Genomic DNA, 16,057 nt, shown 5'->3' on the forward strand with positions numbered 1-16,057 from the left:
GTCACATCTTCTCGGGCGCGCTCACGCCCAGTTGCGCCAGGCCGTTGCGCAGCACCTGCGCCGTGGCCGCGACCAGCGCCACGCGCGCGGTGCGCACGGCCGGCTCGTCGACCAGGATGCGCTCGGCGTCGTAGTAGCTGTGGTAGCTGGACGCCAGCTCGCGCAGGTAAAAGCTCACGTCGTGCGGCGCGAAATCGGCCGCCGCGTTGGTCAGCATGTCAGGGTACTTGGCCAGCAGCTGCATCAGCGCATCGGCCTGCGGGCTCTGCAGCGCAGACAGGTCGGCACCGGCCAGGCTGGCGCGGTCGCCGCCCCAGGCCGCCAGCACCGAGCAGATGCGCGCATGGGCGTACTGCACGTAATAGACCGGGTTGTCGTTGCTCTGGGCGATGGCCAGGTCGACGTCGAACACGTACTCGGTGTCCGGCTTGCGGCTCAGCAGAAAGAAGCGCACGGCGTCCTTGCTGGTCCATTCGATCAGGTCGCGCAGCGTGACGTAGCTGCCGGCGCGCTTGGAGATCTTGACCTCCTGGCCACCGCGCATGACGCGCACCATGGTGTGCAGCACGTAGTCGGGGTAGCCCTCGGGAATGCCGACATTGGCGGCCTGCAGGCCGGCGCGCACGCGCGCGATGGTGCCGTGGTGATCGGTGCCCTGGATGTTGACGACCTTGGTGAAGCCGCGTTCCCACTTGGCGATGTGGTAGGCCACGTCGGGCACGAAGTAGGTGTAGCCGCCTTCGGACTTGCGCATCACGCGGTCTTTGTCGTCGCCGTAGTCGGTCGACTTGAGCCACAGCGCCCCGTCCTGCTCGTAAGTCTTGCCCGAGGCCTGCATGCGCGCCACGGCATCGTCCACGCGGCCCGAGGTGTACAGGCTGGACTCCAGGTAGAAATTGTCGAAGCGCACCTGGAAAGCCTTCAGGTCCAGGTCTTGCTCGCGGCGCAGGTAGGCCACGGCGAACTCGCGCACCGAATCCAGGTCGTCCACATCGCCGCTGGCCGTGACCTCGCGGTCGTCGGCCTTGACCGTCTTCTTGGCCAGGAAGTCGGCCGCGATGTCGCCGATGTAGTCGCCGTTGTAGGCGGCCTCGGGCCAGCCGGCGTCGCCGGGCTTGACGCCCCTGGCGCGCAGCTGCGTGGAGTTGGCCAAGGTGGCGATCTGCACACCGGCGTCGTTGTAATAGAACTCGCGGTACACGTCCCAGCCCTGCGACTGGTACAGGTTGCAGATCGCGTCGCCCAGGGCCGCCTGGCGGCCATGGCCCACGTGCAGCGGGCCGGTGGGGTTGGCCGAGACAAATTCCACGAGCACCTTGCGGCCGTTGGCCGGCTGCACACCGAAGCGTTCGCCCTGGGCCAGCACCTCGCGCACGACCTGCTGCCTGGCCTCGGGCTTGAGCTTCAGGTTCAGGAAGCCGGGGCCGGCGATGTCGATGGCGGCGACCCATTGCGCCACGGCCGGCTGCGCCAGCAGCGCGGTGCGCAACTGCTCGCCGAGCTGGCGCGGGTTGAGCTTGAGCGGCTTGGCCAGTTGCATGGCCGCTGTGCAGGCCAGGTCGCCGTGGGCGGCGACCTTGGGCGTTTCGAAGGCTGCACGGGCGCCAGCGCCGGGGGAAACCTGCTCCAGCGCAGTGCCCAGTGCGGCCAGCAATTCTTGTTTGACGGAGAACATCCGCGGGATTTTAGGTGGCGCCATCGCGCCACCCGGTTACACATCGGGCTCAGGGCGCGCCCACCGGCAGTGCGGCGTAGGCCAGGGTGTCAGGCACGGGGCTGGCCGGCGGCTGCACCAGGCCACGGGCGACCAGCCAGCGGCCCTTCACCACCAGCGTCTGGCCGCCTTGCAGCCAGGGCAGCGGTGCAGCATCTGGCAGGCGCTCGGCCACCAAGTCGGTATGCTGGCTGGCCGGTTCGGCAGCGCTTGCGGTATGCACCTGCAACCACCCGCCCAGCGGACCGGCGTGCGGCGACGCCAGCGTGCAGACCCAGCGCGAGATGTCACACAGGAAGGGGCGCATGCGCGCGCTCCAGGGCGTGGGTTCGCGCAGCAGGCGCAGGTAGGCGTCTTCTTCCAGCACCCGGGCGTCGCGCAGGCCGTACAGCGTGAGATAGCGTGGGCCGCGCTGCGGCCACAGCGCGGCATAGCGGCGCGCCCACTGCATGCCGGGCACGGTCAGGCGCTCGGGCACATGTTCCTCGGCATGCCAGCGCTCGTATTCGGTCGCGTGCGCAGGGTCCACGCCGTTCCACAACGCGAGCAATGCCCTGGCTTCAGGCATCGCCCACCTCCGGGCACAGCAGCACCTTGCTGGCCTGCCTGCCATGGGCGAGTGCGAAGCCCTCATGGGCCCGGGCCAGCGGCAGCACATGGCTGACCATGGGGCGCAGCACCGCGTCCATCTCGCCCATCAGCGCAAGCGCCAGCGGCCAATCGGACTCGGGCGGGCGGAAGGAGCCGCGCAGCTGCTGCTGGTTGCGCACCAGCGGCGTGAGATCCAGCGCGAGCGGCCGGGCGTGGATGCCGGTCACGACCACCGTGCCATTGCGGCGCAGCAGCGCCAGCGCCTCGGTGATGGTCTCGGGCACGCCGGTGGCCTCGAACACGAGGTCGAAGGGCGCGCCGCCCGTATGGAGCCGCGTGCCGTCGGCCAGCGACTGGGTCTTCACATCGACCAACGCCTCGAAGCCCATGGCGCGCAGCGCGTCGAAGCGGGCCGCGTCGTCGCAACCGCTGACCACGACCTGGGCGGCGCCCGCGCGCCGGGCCAGCGCCGCGATGCCCTGGCCGATGGTGCCGGGGCCCATGACCAGCACGCGCAGGCCGGCCACGTCGCCCGCGGTGCGCAGCGCCTGCATGGAGATGGTGAGCGGCTCGGTCAGCGCGGCCATGTCATCGCTGAGGCTGTCGGGCACGGGCACGCAGTTGCGCTGCGGCACGCGCACCCAGGGCGCGAAGGCGCCGTCGCGCGTCATGCCGATGCCGCGGCGGCGCTCGCAGGCGTCGTGGCGGCCGTCCGTGCAGGCCGCGCAGACGCCGCAGGTGACCGAGGGCCGCACCACCACGCGGCGGCCGGCCAGCGGGCCGTTCTGCGCCACGCCCACGAACTCGTGCCCGATGGTGACCGGGATGCTGGGCGCGATGAAGGCGTAGCTCGGCGTCCAGTCGTCCACGTGCAGGTCGCTGCCGCAGATGCCGGTGGCGCGCACGCGCACCAGCACCTCGCCGGCGCCGGCCTCGGGCACGGGAACCTCGACCAGTTCAAGCCCGGCCGCCGGGCTGGTTTTCTGCAGTGCAAGCATGGCGGTCAATCGACGGTGATGCCGACCTTCTGGATGATCGCGCCCCATTTCCTGCCCTCGGCCGCGATGAAGGTCTTGAAGCTGTCGGCCGTGCCGCCGCCGATGACCAGGCCCTGCTTGGCGAAGGCCTCGCGCACGCCAGCATCCTGCATCACGGCATTCACATCGGCGTTGATGCGGGCCACGACCTCGGGCGGCGTGCCGACGGGCGCGAACAGCCCGTTCCAGGCCAGCGCCTCGAAGCCCGGGTAGCCCTGCTCGGCCACCGTCGGCACCTCGGCCATGCCCTCCATGCGCTGCAGGCTGGTGGCGGCCAGCAGCCGGATGCGCCCGCTCTGGATCAGCGGCAGCAGGGCCGGCGCCACCGTGAACAGCCCATGCGTCTCGCCCGAGGCCAGCGACAGGCCGGCCGGCGGCGAGCCCGCGAACGGCACGTGCGTGGCCTCGAAGCCGGCCGTGCTGCGGAACAGCTCCATGGTCAGGTGCGAGGAGCTGCCGGCGCCGACCGAGGCGTAGCTGACCTTGCCGTTCTGCTGTTTGGCCCAGGCGACGTACTCGGGCAGGGTCTTGGCGGGGTTGTTCGCCGGCACCGCCAGCACATTGGGCTGCGAGGAGGTCAGCACGATGGGCAGCAGATCCTTGGCTGGGTCGTAGCTCATCTTCTTGACCATGTAGGGCCCGAACGCGATCGGCCCGTTGAAGCCGATGCCCAGCAGCAGGCCGTCGGCCGGCGCCTTGGCGACCACCGCCATGCCCAGCATGCCGCCGGCACCGGCCTTGTTGTCCACCACCACCGGCTGCTTCCAGCGCTCGCGCAGCTTCTCGCCCAGCGTGCGGGCGATGAAGTCCAGCGAACTGCCGGCAGGCGCCGGCACCACCAGCTTGACGGGTTTGCCGGGCCAGTCCTGCGCCGTGGCGGCCAGGGCCAGGCTGCCGATCACGAGGGCGAGTAGCTTCTTCATGGGTTTGTCTCCGAAAGAAAGGGTTGCGGGCCGGATTCTCGGCAGGCGGCCGCAATAGTCCAAACACCGTTCGGGTATGGTTGCCATATCCACGAGGTATAGGTGCATCCATGGAACTGCGGCATCTGCGCTACTTCATCGCCGTGGCCGAGACCGGCAGCCTGAGCCGTGCCGCGGAGAAGCTGTTCATCGCGCAACCGCCGCTGTCGGTGCAGATCCGCCAGCTCGAAGACGCGATGGGCACGCCGCTGTTCGTGCGCCATCCCAAGGGCGTGCGGCTGACGGCAGCGGGCGAGGCGCTGGTGCCCGAAGCCCGCGCGCTGCTCGACCGCGCCGGCCACCTGAAAGACCGGTTGCAGGGCGATGGCGCCAGCGGCGTGCTGGCGCTGGGCTACGTGCCGTCGGCCAGCAGCACCGTGCTGCCCGCGCTCGTGCGCCAGCTGCGCGCCGCCCACCCGGGCCTGCGCATCGAACTGCGCGAGATGATCAGCGCTGCGCAGACCGAGGCGCTGGTTGCCGGCCACCTGGACGCCGGCATCGCGCGCAGCCCGGCCCGGCATCCGCGCGTGGTGGCGCCGGCGCAGATGGACGATCCGTTCTGCCTGGCCTCACCGGCGGCCGAGCCGCCTGCGCCGCGCAGCGCCATCGACCTGCGCGTGCTGGCCGAGCAGGACTTCGTCGCCTTCACGCGGCACCGCGGCCCGGCCTATTTCGACCAGTCCATCCACCTGTGCGCGCGGGCCGGCTTCAGCCCGCGCATCCGCTACGAGGCCAGCACCGTGCACGGCGTGCTCGACCTTGTGGCGGCCGGCCTGGGCCATGCGCTGGTACCGCAATCGGCCGTGCTGCTGGGGCGCACGGGCGTGGCGTTCCGGCGGGTCCGCAGCCCGGCGCAGGACCAGGTGCTGGCGCTGCTGCGGCGCAAGGGCGATGCGCGCACCGTGCCGCAGTGGCTGGACCAGGCGGTGCGGGCCATCTTTGCGCAGATGGCGCAACGTATGGCAACAGAACTGTGAAAAACCGGGTCATCCGCATGCGCATGGCGGCGTTAGAGTCTGGCCGGCTCCTGTGCCGGGCCAGCCTCTGTTCAACGCATTCGAAGGACATTCCATGTTGAAAACCGCCTCTTTCATCCTGGCCGCGGCGTTCGCCCTGTCGCTGGGCAGCGCCCATGCCGCCGACGACGCCAAGCCCGGCTCCAAGCTCGGCGCCTGCAGCAAGGAGGCCGCCGCCAAGGGCCTCAAGGGCGATGAGCGCAACAAGTTCCTGTCGGACTGCAACAAGGGCCTGACGGCCGCGCCGGCCGCCGAGGCCAAGAGCGGCTCCAAGCTGGGCGCCTGCAGCAAGGAAGCGGCGGCCAAGGGCCTCAAGGGCGACGAGCGCAACAAGTACCTGTCGGACTGCAACAAGGGCCTGACGGCCGCCGCCGCACCGGACAAGCCCGGCTCCAAGCTCGGTGCCTGCAGCAAGGAAGCGGCGGCCAAGGGCCTCAAGGGCGAGGAGCGCAACAAGTACCTGTCGGACTGCAACAAGGCCTGATTCCGGCCCCGCACCACAGCGGCCCCTCACGGGGCCGTTTTCGCGTCTACTTGCCGAAGCCGCGCGCGAAGAACACCGCCAGCAGCGCCACCAGCGGGATCAGGTGGGCCTGCACCATCACCGTCTTGCGCGTGCGGCGCACCTCCTCGTCGGACGGCAGGGCGCCCGTGGCGCGCAGCTGGCGCCGCCAGCGCAGGTAGGTCAGCGTGGGCTTGATCGACATCAGTCCGATCACCACGAACAGCGTCACCTTGGCATGCAGCAGCGGGTTGGACCAGTACCAGCCCATGCCCTTCGCCCCCCACAGCGTGCGCGCCAGGCCCGTCAGCAGCACCGCCACCGAGGCGATGCCGTAGAGCATGTCCACCCGCGCCAGCCGCTCCACCACGCGCGCGTTCATCCACTCCACGCGGCACAGTGCGGCCTCGCTGGACAAAAACACCACCATCGTGAAGATGGCGACCCAGTGCACATAGGCGAGAACGGTTTCGAGGATCATCGGCGCGGCCCGGATTCGTTGTACGACGGCGACAACATTGTCGCAGCCGCCCGGCAGATGCACCCCGCACAACCCCACGCCGCCCATCCGGCGCCGTTGTTACCGATGCAAGATGCGAACAATTCTTGTTTAGATGCGGGGCACGCCGTGCCTCGCCGAACGGAGCTTTCGTGTCCGCGGCCCAGCCCAGCCTCCACCAGCAATCGATCCACACGCTGTACAGCGAGCACCACGGCTGGCTGCACGGTTGGCTGCGGCGCAAGCTGGGCGATGCCCACCATGCGGCCGATCTTGCGCAGGACACCTTCGTGCGCATCCTCACGGCCAACCGCGCCCAGGAACTGGCCCTCCACGCGCTGCGCGAGCCGCGCGCCTACCTGACCACGGTGGCGGGCCGGGTGCTGCTCAACCACTACCGCCGCCTGTCGCTGGAGCAGGCCTGGCTGGCGGCGCTGGCCACGCAGCCCGCGGTGTTCGCCGCCTCGCCCGAGGAGCGGCTGAGCATCCTGCAGACGCTGAACGAAGTCGATGCGCTGCTCGATGCCTTGCCGCCCAGGACGCGCACGGTGTTCCTGCTGGCGCAACTCGAAGGCCTCGGCTACGCGCAGATCGCCGAGCGCATGGGCATCGCGCTGCGCACCGTCAAGCGCCACATGGCGCAGGCCTTCGAAGAATGCCTGATGCAGGTGGCCTGAGCACCGCCGGGCCGCCCCCGTGAACACGCCATTGCCGCGCGCCGTGCTGCGCATGGCGGCGCAGTGGCTGGCCTGCCTGCATGCGGGCGAGGCCACGGCCGCCCAGCGCGAGGCCTGCGCGCAGTGGCGCCGTGCCGATCCGCTGCACGAGCTCGCCTGGCAGCGCGCCGAGCGGCTGCAGGCCGCGCTCGGCACGCTGCCGCCCGCCGTGGGCCTGCAGGTGCTGGACCGCCCGCGATCTCGGGGCGGGCGCCGCACCGCGCTGCGCAGCCTGGCCGCACTGGCACCCGCCGTGCCCGCCGGCTACCTGGCCTGGCGCAGCGCCAGCCCCGAGACCGCGGGCTGGACGACGGCGCAACGCACCGCCACCGGCGAGCGCCGCAGCACCGTGCTGCCCGACGGCACGCGCCTGCACCTGAACACGGCCAGCGCCATCGCGCTCGACTTCCAGGGCGGCCTGCGCCGCGTGCTGCTGCGCCAGGGCGAGGTGCAGATCGAGACCGTGCCGGACGCGCAGCAGCGCCCCTTCGTCGTCGACACGCGCCACGGCCGCATCCGCGCACTGGGCACGTGCTTCGTCGTGCGCCAGCGTGATGACGAAGCCGGCACGCTGGTGGCCGTGCAGCAGAGCGCCGTCGAGGTGCAGGCTGCCCAGGCCCATGGCCAGCAGCCCACGCGGGTCCAGGCCGGCCAGCAGCTGCGCTTCGACGCGACCGGCGTGCAACCCGCCGCGCCGACCGACCCGCAGCAGGCCGCCTGGACGCGTGGCCTGCTGTTCGCCCGCGACCAGCCGCTGGCGGACTTCGCGGCCGAACTCGGCCGCCACCGGCCCGGCCTGCTGCGCTGCGCGCCCGAGGTGGCCACGCTGCGCATCAGCGGCGTGTTCCGCCTCGACGACACCGACGCCATCCTCGCCGCGCTGCCGCACACGCTGCCCGTGCGGGTGGTCTGGCGCACGCGCTGGTGGGTCGCGATCTCTGCCCGATCGGCGCCGCCGAGCGGCTGAATCCCTTTTGCACGCGGTGGCCCCTTTTTCCGTCTCGCGTGTCATGACCTCCAAAGCCAGCTTTCCCGCGCCGTGCGGAGCCAGCCACGCACGCCGTTCAAAGGAAAGCCCGCATGCACCGACAACTCCGCGCGCCCGCGCGCCCCCTGGCCTCCCCGCTCGCGCAGGCCGCCCGCCAGGCCCTGCTGGCCATGGCCCTGGCCACGGCCGGCCTGCCCACCGTCCACGCCCAGGACGCCACTGCGGTTGCCGCCCACAGCGTGCCCGCCGGCCCGCTCGGCGACGCACTGACCCAGTTCGCCGCGAGCGCGGGCGTGTCGGTGCAGCTGGACGCCACCTTGGTGGCCGGCCGCCGGACCCCCGGCCTGGACGGCCGCTTCGGGGTGCGCGAGGGTTTCGCGCGCCTGCTGGCCGGCAGCGGCCTGCAAGCGCAGGAGAGCAGCCGCGGCATCTGGGTGCTGCGCCAGGCCGGCGCCGCCGCCGCGCCCGCAGCGGCCACGTCGGCCGCCAGCACGTCCACCACCGGTACCGCGCTGCCCGAGGTCAAGGTCACGGCCGAGGCCGTGCGCCAGGAGGCCGGCACGCGCACCATCCTGAGCGAGGAGGACGTGGAACGCACGGGCGCGGCCAGCATCGCCGACGTGGTGCGCTACCAACCGCTCGTGGACGTGCCCAGCACCGTGCAAGGCGCCACGCGCGGCGCCAGCCGCTACGACCGCAGCGGCACCACCAACTACAACATCCGCGGCGTCGAGGGCAACCGCGTCGGCCTGGACGTGGACGGCATCGAGATGCCCGACGCCATCAGCCGCGCACCGCTGACCGCCCGCTCCGAGGACGGCACCTTCGGCATGGGGCGCGACTTCATCGACCCCTACCTCTACTCGTCGATCGACATCCAGTCCGGCACCACCAACTCGCAACGCTCGGCCGGCGGCATCGGCGGCGCCGTGAGCTTTCGCAGCAAGTCGCCCGAGGACTACGTCAACGCCGAGAAGCCGTTCTACGCCGGCGCGCGCATCGGCTACGGCGAGGTCGACCGTTCCTGGGCCGAGGGTGTGACCCTGGCCGGCCAGCGCGGCGAGCTGGGCGTGCTGCTGGCCTACTCGCGGCGCGACGGCCGGCAGTCCGAGAACCATCCCACCACGGACATGGTCCGCGTGGCGCCGGAGGACTGGCATTCCGACGCGCTGCTGCTCAAGGGCCAGTTGCGCCTGAACCCCGCGCACCGGCTGGAGCTGTCGGCCGACCTGTACCGCCGGCAGAACGACTCCCGCTTCGACAGCTGGGACACCAATGGCACCGCCATCACCGGCAGGTCGGCGCAGGATGCCCGTACCAAGCGCGACACCGTGTCCGCCTCCCACCTCTGGACCCCTGGCGCGGGCGGCCTGGTCGACCGGCTCGACACCCGGCTGTACGTGCAGGACACCGACATGGACGACGTGACCGACACGGTGGCGCTGGCCACCGGCGCGCTGGTCCGCGAGACCTCGCAGAACACCACGCACCAGATCGGTTTCTCCAGCGTGGCCGACAAGCGCATCGCCAACCACGCGCTCAAGTTCGGGGTGAACTACGCGGTCAACGAGAACGAGCACCCGTTCACCACCGAGCCAGCGTCCGCCGGCGCGGCCGGCCAGCCCTTTCCCGACACGCGCACCGTGCGCATGGGCGCCTTCGTCCAGGACACCATCGACTTCCAGGTCGGCGGCCGCCGCCTGGCCCTGGTGCCGGGCCTGCGCGTGGACCGCATCGACCCCAGCATCCGCAACACGGGCCGCTTCAACAACGACCGCGTCACGCAGGAAGAGCTGGAAGAGATGTACGGCAAGGCCCCGGCGACCACCATCGTCAGCCCCAGCCTGGCGCTGCTCTACGACGTACGGCCCGACCTGACCGCCTATGTGCAATGGAAGCGCAGCGGCCGCGCGCCCACCAACAGCGAGATCTTCGGCTACTGGAACAGCGGCGGCGGCAGCTACGCGCTGCTGGGCGACCGCAACCTCAAGGAAGAGACCAGCAACGCCTTCGACATCGGCCTGAAGGGCGCGCCGGTGCCGGGCGTGACCTTCGCCGGCTCGGTCTTCTACACCCAGTACAAGAACTTCATTTCCTACACGCGCTACACGCGCGCCAACAACCCCGAGAAGTTCGTCAACATCCAGGACAGCCTGTCCATCCTGTACCAGGCGGCCAACCGCGACGAAGCCCACATCTACGGCACCGAGATCAGCGTGCGGCTGGACCACGGCACCTGGACGCCGGCCGCGCGCGGCCTGTACAGCACCTGGGCGCTGGGCTACAGCAAGGGCAGTTCCAAGTCCAACTACGCGGGTGACGAGGATGTGGACCTGGACACCGTGCAGCCAGGCAAGGCCATCGTGGGCGTGGGCTACGACGCGGCCCAGAAAGCCTGGGGCCTGAACCTCACGGGCACCTTCGTGCGCGGCAAGCAGGCCATCGCCACCAACCGCCAGTCCTTCAGCAACGACCCCGGTGCCGAGCTGACGGATTCGACAGTCACGCTGTTCCGGGTGCCCGGCTTCGCACGCTTCGATATCGCCGGCTACTGGCGCGTCAACAAGAACGTGCGCCTGCACGCCGGCATCTTCAACCTGACCGACAAGCGCTACTGGTCGTACGCGAACACCCGCAGCCTGCAACCGGCCAACCCGCGCGACCGCCAGCAGATCGAAGTGTCCAGCGCGCCGGGCCGCACCTACGCGGTCAGCCTGAACGTGGATTTCTGATTTCCCCCCCACCCGAGAACCCCCATGCACCAGCACACCACCTCCCTGCTCGCGGCCCTGGCCGCCGCCGTCCTGCTGTCGGCCTGCGCCGGCGGCGCACCCAAGGCAGCTGCCACGGCCCAGAACCAGCCGGCACGGCCCGCGGGCGGCCATGGCCTGGACGCCTTCCTGGGCAGCTACGACGCCAACCGCGACGGCCAGGTCACGCGCGCCGAGTTCGACGCCATCCGCCTGCAGCGCTTCCAGGCCGCCGACACCAACGGCGACGGCTGGCTCAGCGAGGCCGAGTACGTGGCCGAGTTCGAAGGCCGCCTCAAGCGCCAGTACTTCGACACCGGCCGCCAGCCCGATACCGCCTACGTGAACAACATCAAGCAGGCGCACACGCGCTTCGGCATCGTCAACCGCGCGCGCGACGGCAAGTTCACCTGGGCCGAAGACCAGGCGATTGCCGACAAGACCTTCACGGGCCTGGACACCAACGGCGACGGCGTCGTCTCCAAGGCCGACCCGCAGCGCGCGCGCGGGCCACGTGCCGACAACGACTGAGCCCCAAGCCATGGCACCCGCAACTCCGCGCAACGCCTGGCTCGCCGGCGCCAGCCTGGCACTGGCCGCAGGCCCCGCGGCCGCGGCCTCGCTGACGCTGCAGCTCACGCTGCCGGCGATCGACACCGCCGCCTACTACCGCCCCTACCTGGCCGCCTGGGTGGAGAAGGCCGGCGAGGACAAGGCCGTGGTCGGCACACTGGCCGTCTGGTACGACACGCGGCTGCGCGACAACGGCGGCCGCGGCTGGCTGCGCCACCTGCGCAGCTGGTGGCGCGTGACGGGCGAGCAGCTCGCGCTGCCGGCCGACGGCGTCAGCGGCGCGACGCGCCCGGCCGGCACCCACACCCTGCAGTTCCGCGACACCGGCGGCGCGCTGGCCGGCCTGCCGGCCGGCAACTACCAGCTGGCCATCGAGGTTGCACGCGAAAAGGGTGGTCGCGAACTGCTGCGCCTGCCCTTCGCATGGGGCGGTGGCGTGCAGAGCGCCGATGCCCGAGGCAACAAGGAACTCGGCGCCGTCCATCTGAGCGTCGCGCCTTGAACACCACACCAGGAACATCCGCCATGAAATCCATCCTCTCCTTCTCGCTGGCCGTGCTGGCCGCCGCCACCATCACGGCCTGTGGCACCCAGGCACCGGTCGCCACGCAGAACGCGCCCTACCAGGCCGTGCAGGCCGCGCAGATCCGGCGCGCGGCCGTTGCGCCCTCGCTCTACGAACTGGCCTACTCGGCCCGCCAGAACGCCGTGTTCGTGGCCTCCTCGGGCGGCTTCGGCGATGGCGCCGGCCCGAGCAAGGTGCTGCGCCTGGACCCCAGGACGCTGGCCGTGCAGGCCGAGATCGCGCTGCCGCTGCGCGGCTTCGGCGTGGTGCTGGACGACACGGCCCACCGGCTCTACGTGGGCAACACCACCGAGGGCTCGGTCACCGTGGTCGACACCGCCAGCAACCAGGTCGTCAAGACCGTGGCGCTGATGGACAAGGTCCAGGGCGCGGACGGCAAGCAGAAGTTCCCGCACCACTTGCGCGAGCTCGTGCTCGACCCGGCCAACGGCCGCCTGTACGCGCCGGGCCTCTCCTCTGACGGCAGCGCGCTGTACGTGATGAACACGCGCACGCTGGCGCTGGAGAAGGTCGTTCCGGGCCTGGGCGCCGTGGCCACCGGCATCGCGCTGGACGCCGCCGACAACCGCCTGTTCGTCTCCAACCTGCGCGGCGGCCTGGTCGAGATCGACACGCGCACCCTGGCCATCGCCAAGCGCCACACTCCGGGCGCCGACCAGGTCCTGAACCTGGCCTATGACGCGCAGGCCAAGCGCCTGTACGGCACCGACCAGGGCCTGGCCAGCATCAGCGAACGCCGCCAGAAGGCCGAGCCCGGCTTCGTGCCCACGCCGGGCAACCGCGTCGTCGTGCTCGATGCGGCCACGGCGCGCATCACGGCCAGCCTGCCCACCGGCGAGGGCCCGATCGCGCCGCTGCTGGACGCCCCCCGCCAGCGCCTGTACGTGACCAACCGCGGCGGCGGCAGCATCAGCGTGTTCGACACCGCCAGCCAGAAGCTGCTGCAGACCATCGCTCTGCCCTCGCACCCGAACAGCCTGGCGCTGGACGGCCGCAACAACGTGCTCTACGTGACCGTCAAGAACGGCCGCAACGACGCCAAGGGCAGCCATGAGAGCGTGGTGCGCATAGGGCTCTGATGCGCGCGTTCTGGCTGCGCCAGCTGCACAGCTGGCACTGGATCTCCGCCGCGCTGAGCCTGGCCGGCATGCTGCTGTTCGCCGTGACGGGCCTCACGCTCAACCACGCGGGCAGTCTGTCGGCCAGGCCCAGCCAGGAGGAGCGCCAGGCCGCAGTGCCAGCGCGGCTGCAGGCCGCGCTGCAGACGCTGCCCGATGGCGGCGACCAGCCGGTGCCGCCGGCCCTGGCGCGCTGGGCCGCCGAGGCCTTCGCCATCGATATCGCCGAGCTCGCGGCCGAGGTCGATGCCGACGAGGTCTTCGTCACCGTGCCCCGCCCCGGCGGCGAAGGCGCGCTGCGCCTGGACCGCGCCACGGCCAGCGCCAGCTACACCGTCACCAGCCGCGGCTGGGTGGCCTACTTCAACGACCTGCACAAGGGCCGCCACGCGGGCCGGGTCTGGTCCTGGTTCATCGATGGCATGGCGGCCAGCTGCATCGTGTTCACGCTGACGGGCTTCGCGCTGCTCTGGATGCATGGGCGTGCCCGCCCGTTCACCTGGCCGCTGGCCGGGCTGAGCCTGCTGGCCCCGGTGCTGATTGCGCTGCTGTTCGTGCATGGCTGAGACCGTCTTCTTGCCGGCCGAGACCGATGCAGGCCTGCCAGCCGTTCCCGCACCGGGCTGGCCCTTGCACCGCCTGGCCGGCACCAGCATGGGCACGCACTGGTCGGTACAGGCCTATGCGCCCCCGGGTGTGGGCGCCGCGCACCTGCACGCCGCCACCGTGCGCGAGCTCGACCACGCGATCGCGCTGTTCAGCACCTGGCACGCGCACAGCGAGGTGGCCCGCTGCAACGCCGCACCGGCCGGCCGCTGGCGCTTCTCGCCCGCGTGCTGGGCGCTGGTGGCCGACAGCCTGGCCTGGGCCGAGGCCAGCGGCGGCGCGGTCGATCCCACGCTCGGTGCGCTGGTGGACCTGTGGGGCTTCGGCCCCGGTGGGCCACGCCCCGCGCACGCCCCGCTGCCCACCCAGAACGAGATCGCCACCGCGCTGCAGGCCAGCGGCTGGCAGCGCGTGCGGGCCGATGCCGCGCAGCGCACGCTGCACAAGCCGGCCGGCCTGCGGCTGGATTTCAGCGGCATCGCCAAGGGCTGGGCCGTGGACCGGGTCTCGGCCCGACTCGAGCGCGAGGGCGCGCGCGCCCACCTCGTGGAGATCGGTGGCGAGCTCAAGGCGCGCGGCCTCAAGCCCGACCTGCAGCCCTGGTGGGTGGCACTGGAAGACGGCCCGCGCAGCCTGCTCGCGCTGGTCGACATGGCCGTGGCCACCTCGGGCGACGCCCAGCGCCACTTCGTGCACGGCGGCCGGCGCTATGCCCACACCATCGATGGCCGCACCGGTTGGCCTGTGGCGCATGGCACCGCGGCCGTCACCGTGCTGCATGCCGATGCGGCGCAGGCCGACGCGCAGGCCACGGCACTGACCGTGCTGGCGCCAGCCGAGGCGTTGGCCCGGGCCGAGCGGCAAGGCCTGGCTGTACTGGTCACGCAGCGCAGCGACGACGGGCTGCAGCAGCGCATGAGCAGCGCCATGGCCGCCATGCTGGAGAGCGGCGCATGAGCGCAGCGCCGGGCCGCCCAAAGCAGGCTCGCTCCCCCTCGGGGGGACAGGCCGCAGGCCGAAGGGGGTTCCAGTGACGGCCGACCCGGCACGCTGGGCCTGGGCCTTCCTGGCCTGCAGCGCCTGGCTGTGCCTGCTGCTCCGGCCGCTGCGCCGGCAGTGGCGGGCCTGGCGCAGCACGCGGGTCCTGCCGGACGAGGCGCCACTGCTGATCGCCCACGCCAGCCAGAGCGGCTTCGGCGCGCAGCTGGCCGAAGACCTCGCCCGCACGCTGGCTGCGCACGGCTGCCCGGCCCAGGCCCGGCCGCTGCAGCGCATCCGCGCCGAAGACCTCGCCGCGGCCGAACGCATGCTGTTCATCGCCAGCACCACGGGCGCGGGCGACGCACCCGACAACGCGGGCGCCTTCGTCACGCGCGTGATGCAAGGCACGCGCCGGCTGCAGCGGTTGCAGTACGGTCTGCTGGCGCTGGGCGACAGCAGCTACGCCGACTTTTGCCGCTTCGGCCGCGAGCTCGACGCCTGGCTGCGCGCCGCGGGCGCCACGCCGGCCTTCGCGCGCGTCGAGGCCGATGGCGGCAACGCTGCCGCGCTGACCAGCTGGGGGCAGGCCGTCGCGCGGTTCACGGGCTGCAGCCTGGGCATCGCAGCCACCGCGTCGGCCACCCAGCGCTGGGCGCTTGCGCAGCGCAGCGTGCTCAACCCCGGCAGCCCTGGCGCGCCGATCCACCGCATCGTGCTGCAGCCGCTGGACCCGGCCCCGCACTGGCAGGCCGGCGACATCGCCCGCATCCACGTGCCCGGCCAGACCGCCGCCTGGCGCGACTACACGCTGGCCTCGCTGCCGCACGAAGAACAGATCCAGCTGCTCGTGCGCGAAGCCCGGCGGGCCGACGGCCAGCGCGGCCTGGGCTCGGGCTGGCTGGGCCATGGCCTGGCCATCGGCGGCGCGGTCCGCGTGCAGATCCGCCGCAACAGCGGCTTCCATGGCCCCGACGCGGCCACGCCGCTGGTGCTGGTCGGCAGCGGCACGGGCCTGGCCGGCCTGGCCGTGCACCTCAAGGAACGCGAACGCGCGCAGCAGGCCAGCCGGGCCATCGGCCCGGCCTGGCTGCTGTTCGGCGAGCGCACGCGCCGCTGCGACGCGCTGTGCGATGGGGCGCTGCAGGCCTGGCTGGCCAGCGGCGTGCTGCAGCGGCTGGACCGCGCCTTCTCGCGCGACGCCGATGCGCCGGCGCGCTACGTGCAGGACCTGCTGGGCCTGCACGGCGCCCTGCTGCGCGACTGGGTGGCGCGCGGCGCGGCCATCTACGTCTGCGGCCAGCGCGACGGCATGGCGCAGGGCGTGGACGCAGCCCTGCGCGCGCTGCTGGGCGATGCCGCGCTGGCGCAGCTGGCAGCGGACGGGCGCTACCGGCGTGACGTGTACTGAAGCCTCGCCC

The 16,057-nt window shown here is 71.8% G+C and carries 16 protein-coding genes; 11 read left to right on the forward strand and 5 right to left on the reverse strand.

Annotated features, from left to right (window positions below):
- Nucleotide 1: 1 nt before the first annotated feature.
- The 4 genes from argS to ASF45_RS00780 are packed head-to-tail and all read right to left on the reverse strand — an operon-like array spanning nucleotide 2 to nucleotide 4,265.
- Entirely contained in the window at nucleotides 2–1,675 is a 1,674-nt protein-coding gene (gene argS, locus ASF45_RS00765) for an arginine--tRNA ligase (protein WP_056655393.1), read from the reverse strand.
- 49 nt (nucleotides 1,676–1,724) lie between these two features.
- Nucleotides 1,725–2,282, reverse strand: coding sequence for a DUF4286 family protein (locus ASF45_RS00770; RefSeq protein ID WP_156472763.1), 558 nt, complete (start codon nucleotides 2,280–2,282; stop codon nucleotides 1,725–1,727).
- Nucleotides 2,275–3,303: a zinc-binding dehydrogenase gene (locus ASF45_RS00775; RefSeq protein ID WP_056655401.1), complete on the reverse strand. Its 1,029-nt coding sequence runs from the start codon at nucleotides 3,301–3,303 to the stop codon at nucleotides 2,275–2,277. Before ASF45_RS00775 ends, ASF45_RS00770 begins: the two co-directional genes overlap by 8 nt.
- A 5-nt stretch (nucleotides 3,304–3,308) precedes the next feature.
- The gene (locus tag ASF45_RS00780) at nucleotides 3,309–4,265 is read right to left on the reverse strand and encodes a tripartite tricarboxylate transporter substrate binding protein (RefSeq protein ID WP_056655404.1); all 957 of its coding nucleotides are present in this window, start codon (nucleotides 4,263–4,265) and stop codon (nucleotides 3,309–3,311) included.
- Nucleotides 4,266–4,375: 110 nt separating this feature from the next.
- Between ASF45_RS00780 and ASF45_RS00785 the strand changes: the two genes are divergently transcribed.
- Entirely contained in the window at nucleotides 4,376–5,281 is a 906-nt protein-coding gene (locus ASF45_RS00785; RefSeq protein WP_056655407.1) for a LysR family transcriptional regulator, read from the forward strand.
- Between the two features lie 94 nt (nucleotides 5,282–5,375).
- The gene (locus tag ASF45_RS00790) at nucleotides 5,376–5,804 is read left to right on the forward strand and encodes a PsiF family protein (protein ID WP_056655409.1); all 429 of its coding nucleotides are present in this window, start codon (nucleotides 5,376–5,378) and stop codon (nucleotides 5,802–5,804) included.
- A gap of 46 nt (nucleotides 5,805–5,850) precedes the next feature.
- Here the strand turns inward: ASF45_RS00790 and ASF45_RS00795 are convergent, their stop codons facing one another.
- Entirely contained in the window at nucleotides 5,851–6,303 is a 453-nt protein-coding gene (locus ASF45_RS00795; RefSeq protein WP_056655412.1) for a DUF2214 family protein, read from the reverse strand.
- A 170-nt stretch (nucleotides 6,304–6,473) separates the two neighbouring features.
- Between ASF45_RS00795 and ASF45_RS00800 the strand changes: the two genes are divergently transcribed.
- The 9 genes from ASF45_RS00800 (at nucleotide 6,474) to ASF45_RS00840 (ending at nucleotide 16,047) form a co-directional block, all read left to right on the forward strand.
- Nucleotides 6,474–6,998 carry a sigma-70 family RNA polymerase sigma factor gene (locus tag ASF45_RS00800; protein ID WP_056655415.1) on the forward strand — a complete coding sequence of 175 codons (525 nt, stop codon included), beginning with the start codon at nucleotides 6,474–6,476 and terminating at the stop codon, nucleotides 6,996–6,998.
- Between the two features lie 19 nt (nucleotides 6,999–7,017).
- On the forward strand, nucleotides 7,018–8,004 hold the full coding sequence (locus ASF45_RS00805) for a FecR domain-containing protein (RefSeq protein ID WP_235580776.1): 987 nt from the start codon (nucleotides 7,018–7,020) through the stop codon (nucleotides 8,002–8,004).
- Between the two features lie 113 nt (nucleotides 8,005–8,117).
- The gene (locus tag ASF45_RS00810) at nucleotides 8,118–10,757 is read left to right on the forward strand and encodes a TonB-dependent receptor (RefSeq protein WP_056655417.1); all 2,640 of its coding nucleotides are present in this window, start codon (nucleotides 8,118–8,120) and stop codon (nucleotides 10,755–10,757) included.
- 24 nt (nucleotides 10,758–10,781) lie between these two features.
- Nucleotides 10,782–11,306, forward strand: coding sequence for a hypothetical protein (locus ASF45_RS00815; RefSeq protein WP_056655420.1), 525 nt, complete (start codon nucleotides 10,782–10,784; stop codon nucleotides 11,304–11,306).
- A 10-nt stretch (nucleotides 11,307–11,316) separates the two neighbouring features.
- Nucleotides 11,317–11,850 (forward strand): DUF2271 domain-containing protein, encoded by a 534-nt coding sequence (locus tag ASF45_RS00820; RefSeq protein WP_056655423.1) that lies wholly within the window; start codon nucleotides 11,317–11,319, stop codon nucleotides 11,848–11,850.
- Nucleotides 11,851–11,873: 23 nt separating this feature from the next.
- Nucleotides 11,874–13,013 carry a YncE family protein gene (locus ASF45_RS00825; protein ID WP_056655426.1) on the forward strand — a complete coding sequence of 380 codons (1,140 nt, stop codon included), beginning with the start codon at nucleotides 11,874–11,876 and terminating at the stop codon, nucleotides 13,011–13,013.
- The gene (locus ASF45_RS00830; RefSeq protein ID WP_056655430.1) at nucleotides 13,013–13,618 is read left to right on the forward strand and encodes a PepSY-associated TM helix domain-containing protein; all 606 of its coding nucleotides are present in this window, start codon (nucleotides 13,013–13,015) and stop codon (nucleotides 13,616–13,618) included. Before ASF45_RS00825 ends, ASF45_RS00830 begins: the two co-directional genes overlap by 1 nt.
- Entirely contained in the window at nucleotides 13,611–14,615 is a 1,005-nt protein-coding gene (locus ASF45_RS00835; RefSeq protein ID WP_056655433.1) for an FAD:protein FMN transferase, read from the forward strand. Before ASF45_RS00830 ends, ASF45_RS00835 begins: the two co-directional genes overlap by 8 nt.
- 73 nt (nucleotides 14,616–14,688) lie before the next feature.
- Entirely contained in the window at nucleotides 14,689–16,047 is a 1,359-nt protein-coding gene (locus ASF45_RS00840; protein WP_056655436.1) for an NADPH cytochrome P450 oxidoreductase family protein, read from the forward strand.
- Nucleotides 16,048–16,057: the final 10 nt, after the last annotated feature.

It is taken from the genome of Pseudorhodoferax sp. Leaf265 (assembly GCF_001422365.1).
In the GTDB taxonomy this organism is placed as follows: Bacteria; Pseudomonadota; Gammaproteobacteria; order Burkholderiales; family Burkholderiaceae_C; genus Pseudorhodoferax.

Excerpts from the sequence above, each read along its gene's own strand:
- argS (WP_056655393.1), bottom strand. The coding sequence starts at position 1,675 with ATGTTCTCCGTCAAACAAGAATTGCTGGCCGCACTGGGCACTGCGCTG.
- ASF45_RS00770 (WP_156472763.1), bottom strand. The coding sequence starts at position 2,282 with ATGCCTGAAGCCAGGGCATTGCTCGCGTTGTGGAACGGCGTGGACCCT.
- ASF45_RS00775 (WP_056655401.1), bottom strand. The coding sequence starts at position 3,303 with ATGCTTGCACTGCAGAAAACCAGCCCGGCGGCCGGGCTTGAACTGGTC.
- ASF45_RS00780 (WP_056655404.1), bottom strand. The coding sequence starts at position 4,265 with ATGAAGAAGCTACTCGCCCTCGTGATCGGCAGCCTGGCCCTGGCCGCC.
- ASF45_RS00785 (WP_056655407.1), top strand. The coding sequence starts at position 4,376 with ATGGAACTGCGGCATCTGCGCTACTTCATCGCCGTGGCCGAGACCGGC.
- ASF45_RS00790 (WP_056655409.1), top strand. The coding sequence starts at position 5,376 with ATGTTGAAAACCGCCTCTTTCATCCTGGCCGCGGCGTTCGCCCTGTCG.
- ASF45_RS00795 (WP_056655412.1), bottom strand. The coding sequence starts at position 6,303 with ATGATCCTCGAAACCGTTCTCGCCTATGTGCACTGGGTCGCCATCTTC.
- ASF45_RS00810 (WP_056655417.1), top strand. The coding sequence starts at position 8,118 with ATGCACCGACAACTCCGCGCGCCCGCGCGCCCCCTGGCCTCCCCGCTC.
- ASF45_RS00815 (WP_056655420.1), top strand. The coding sequence starts at position 10,782 with ATGCACCAGCACACCACCTCCCTGCTCGCGGCCCTGGCCGCCGCCGTC.
- ASF45_RS00820 (WP_056655423.1), top strand. The coding sequence starts at position 11,317 with ATGGCACCCGCAACTCCGCGCAACGCCTGGCTCGCCGGCGCCAGCCTG.
- ASF45_RS00825 (WP_056655426.1), top strand. The coding sequence starts at position 11,874 with ATGAAATCCATCCTCTCCTTCTCGCTGGCCGTGCTGGCCGCCGCCACC.
- ASF45_RS00830 (WP_056655430.1), top strand. The coding sequence starts at position 13,013 with ATGCGCGCGTTCTGGCTGCGCCAGCTGCACAGCTGGCACTGGATCTCC.
- ASF45_RS00835 (WP_056655433.1), top strand. The coding sequence starts at position 13,611 with ATGGCTGAGACCGTCTTCTTGCCGGCCGAGACCGATGCAGGCCTGCCA.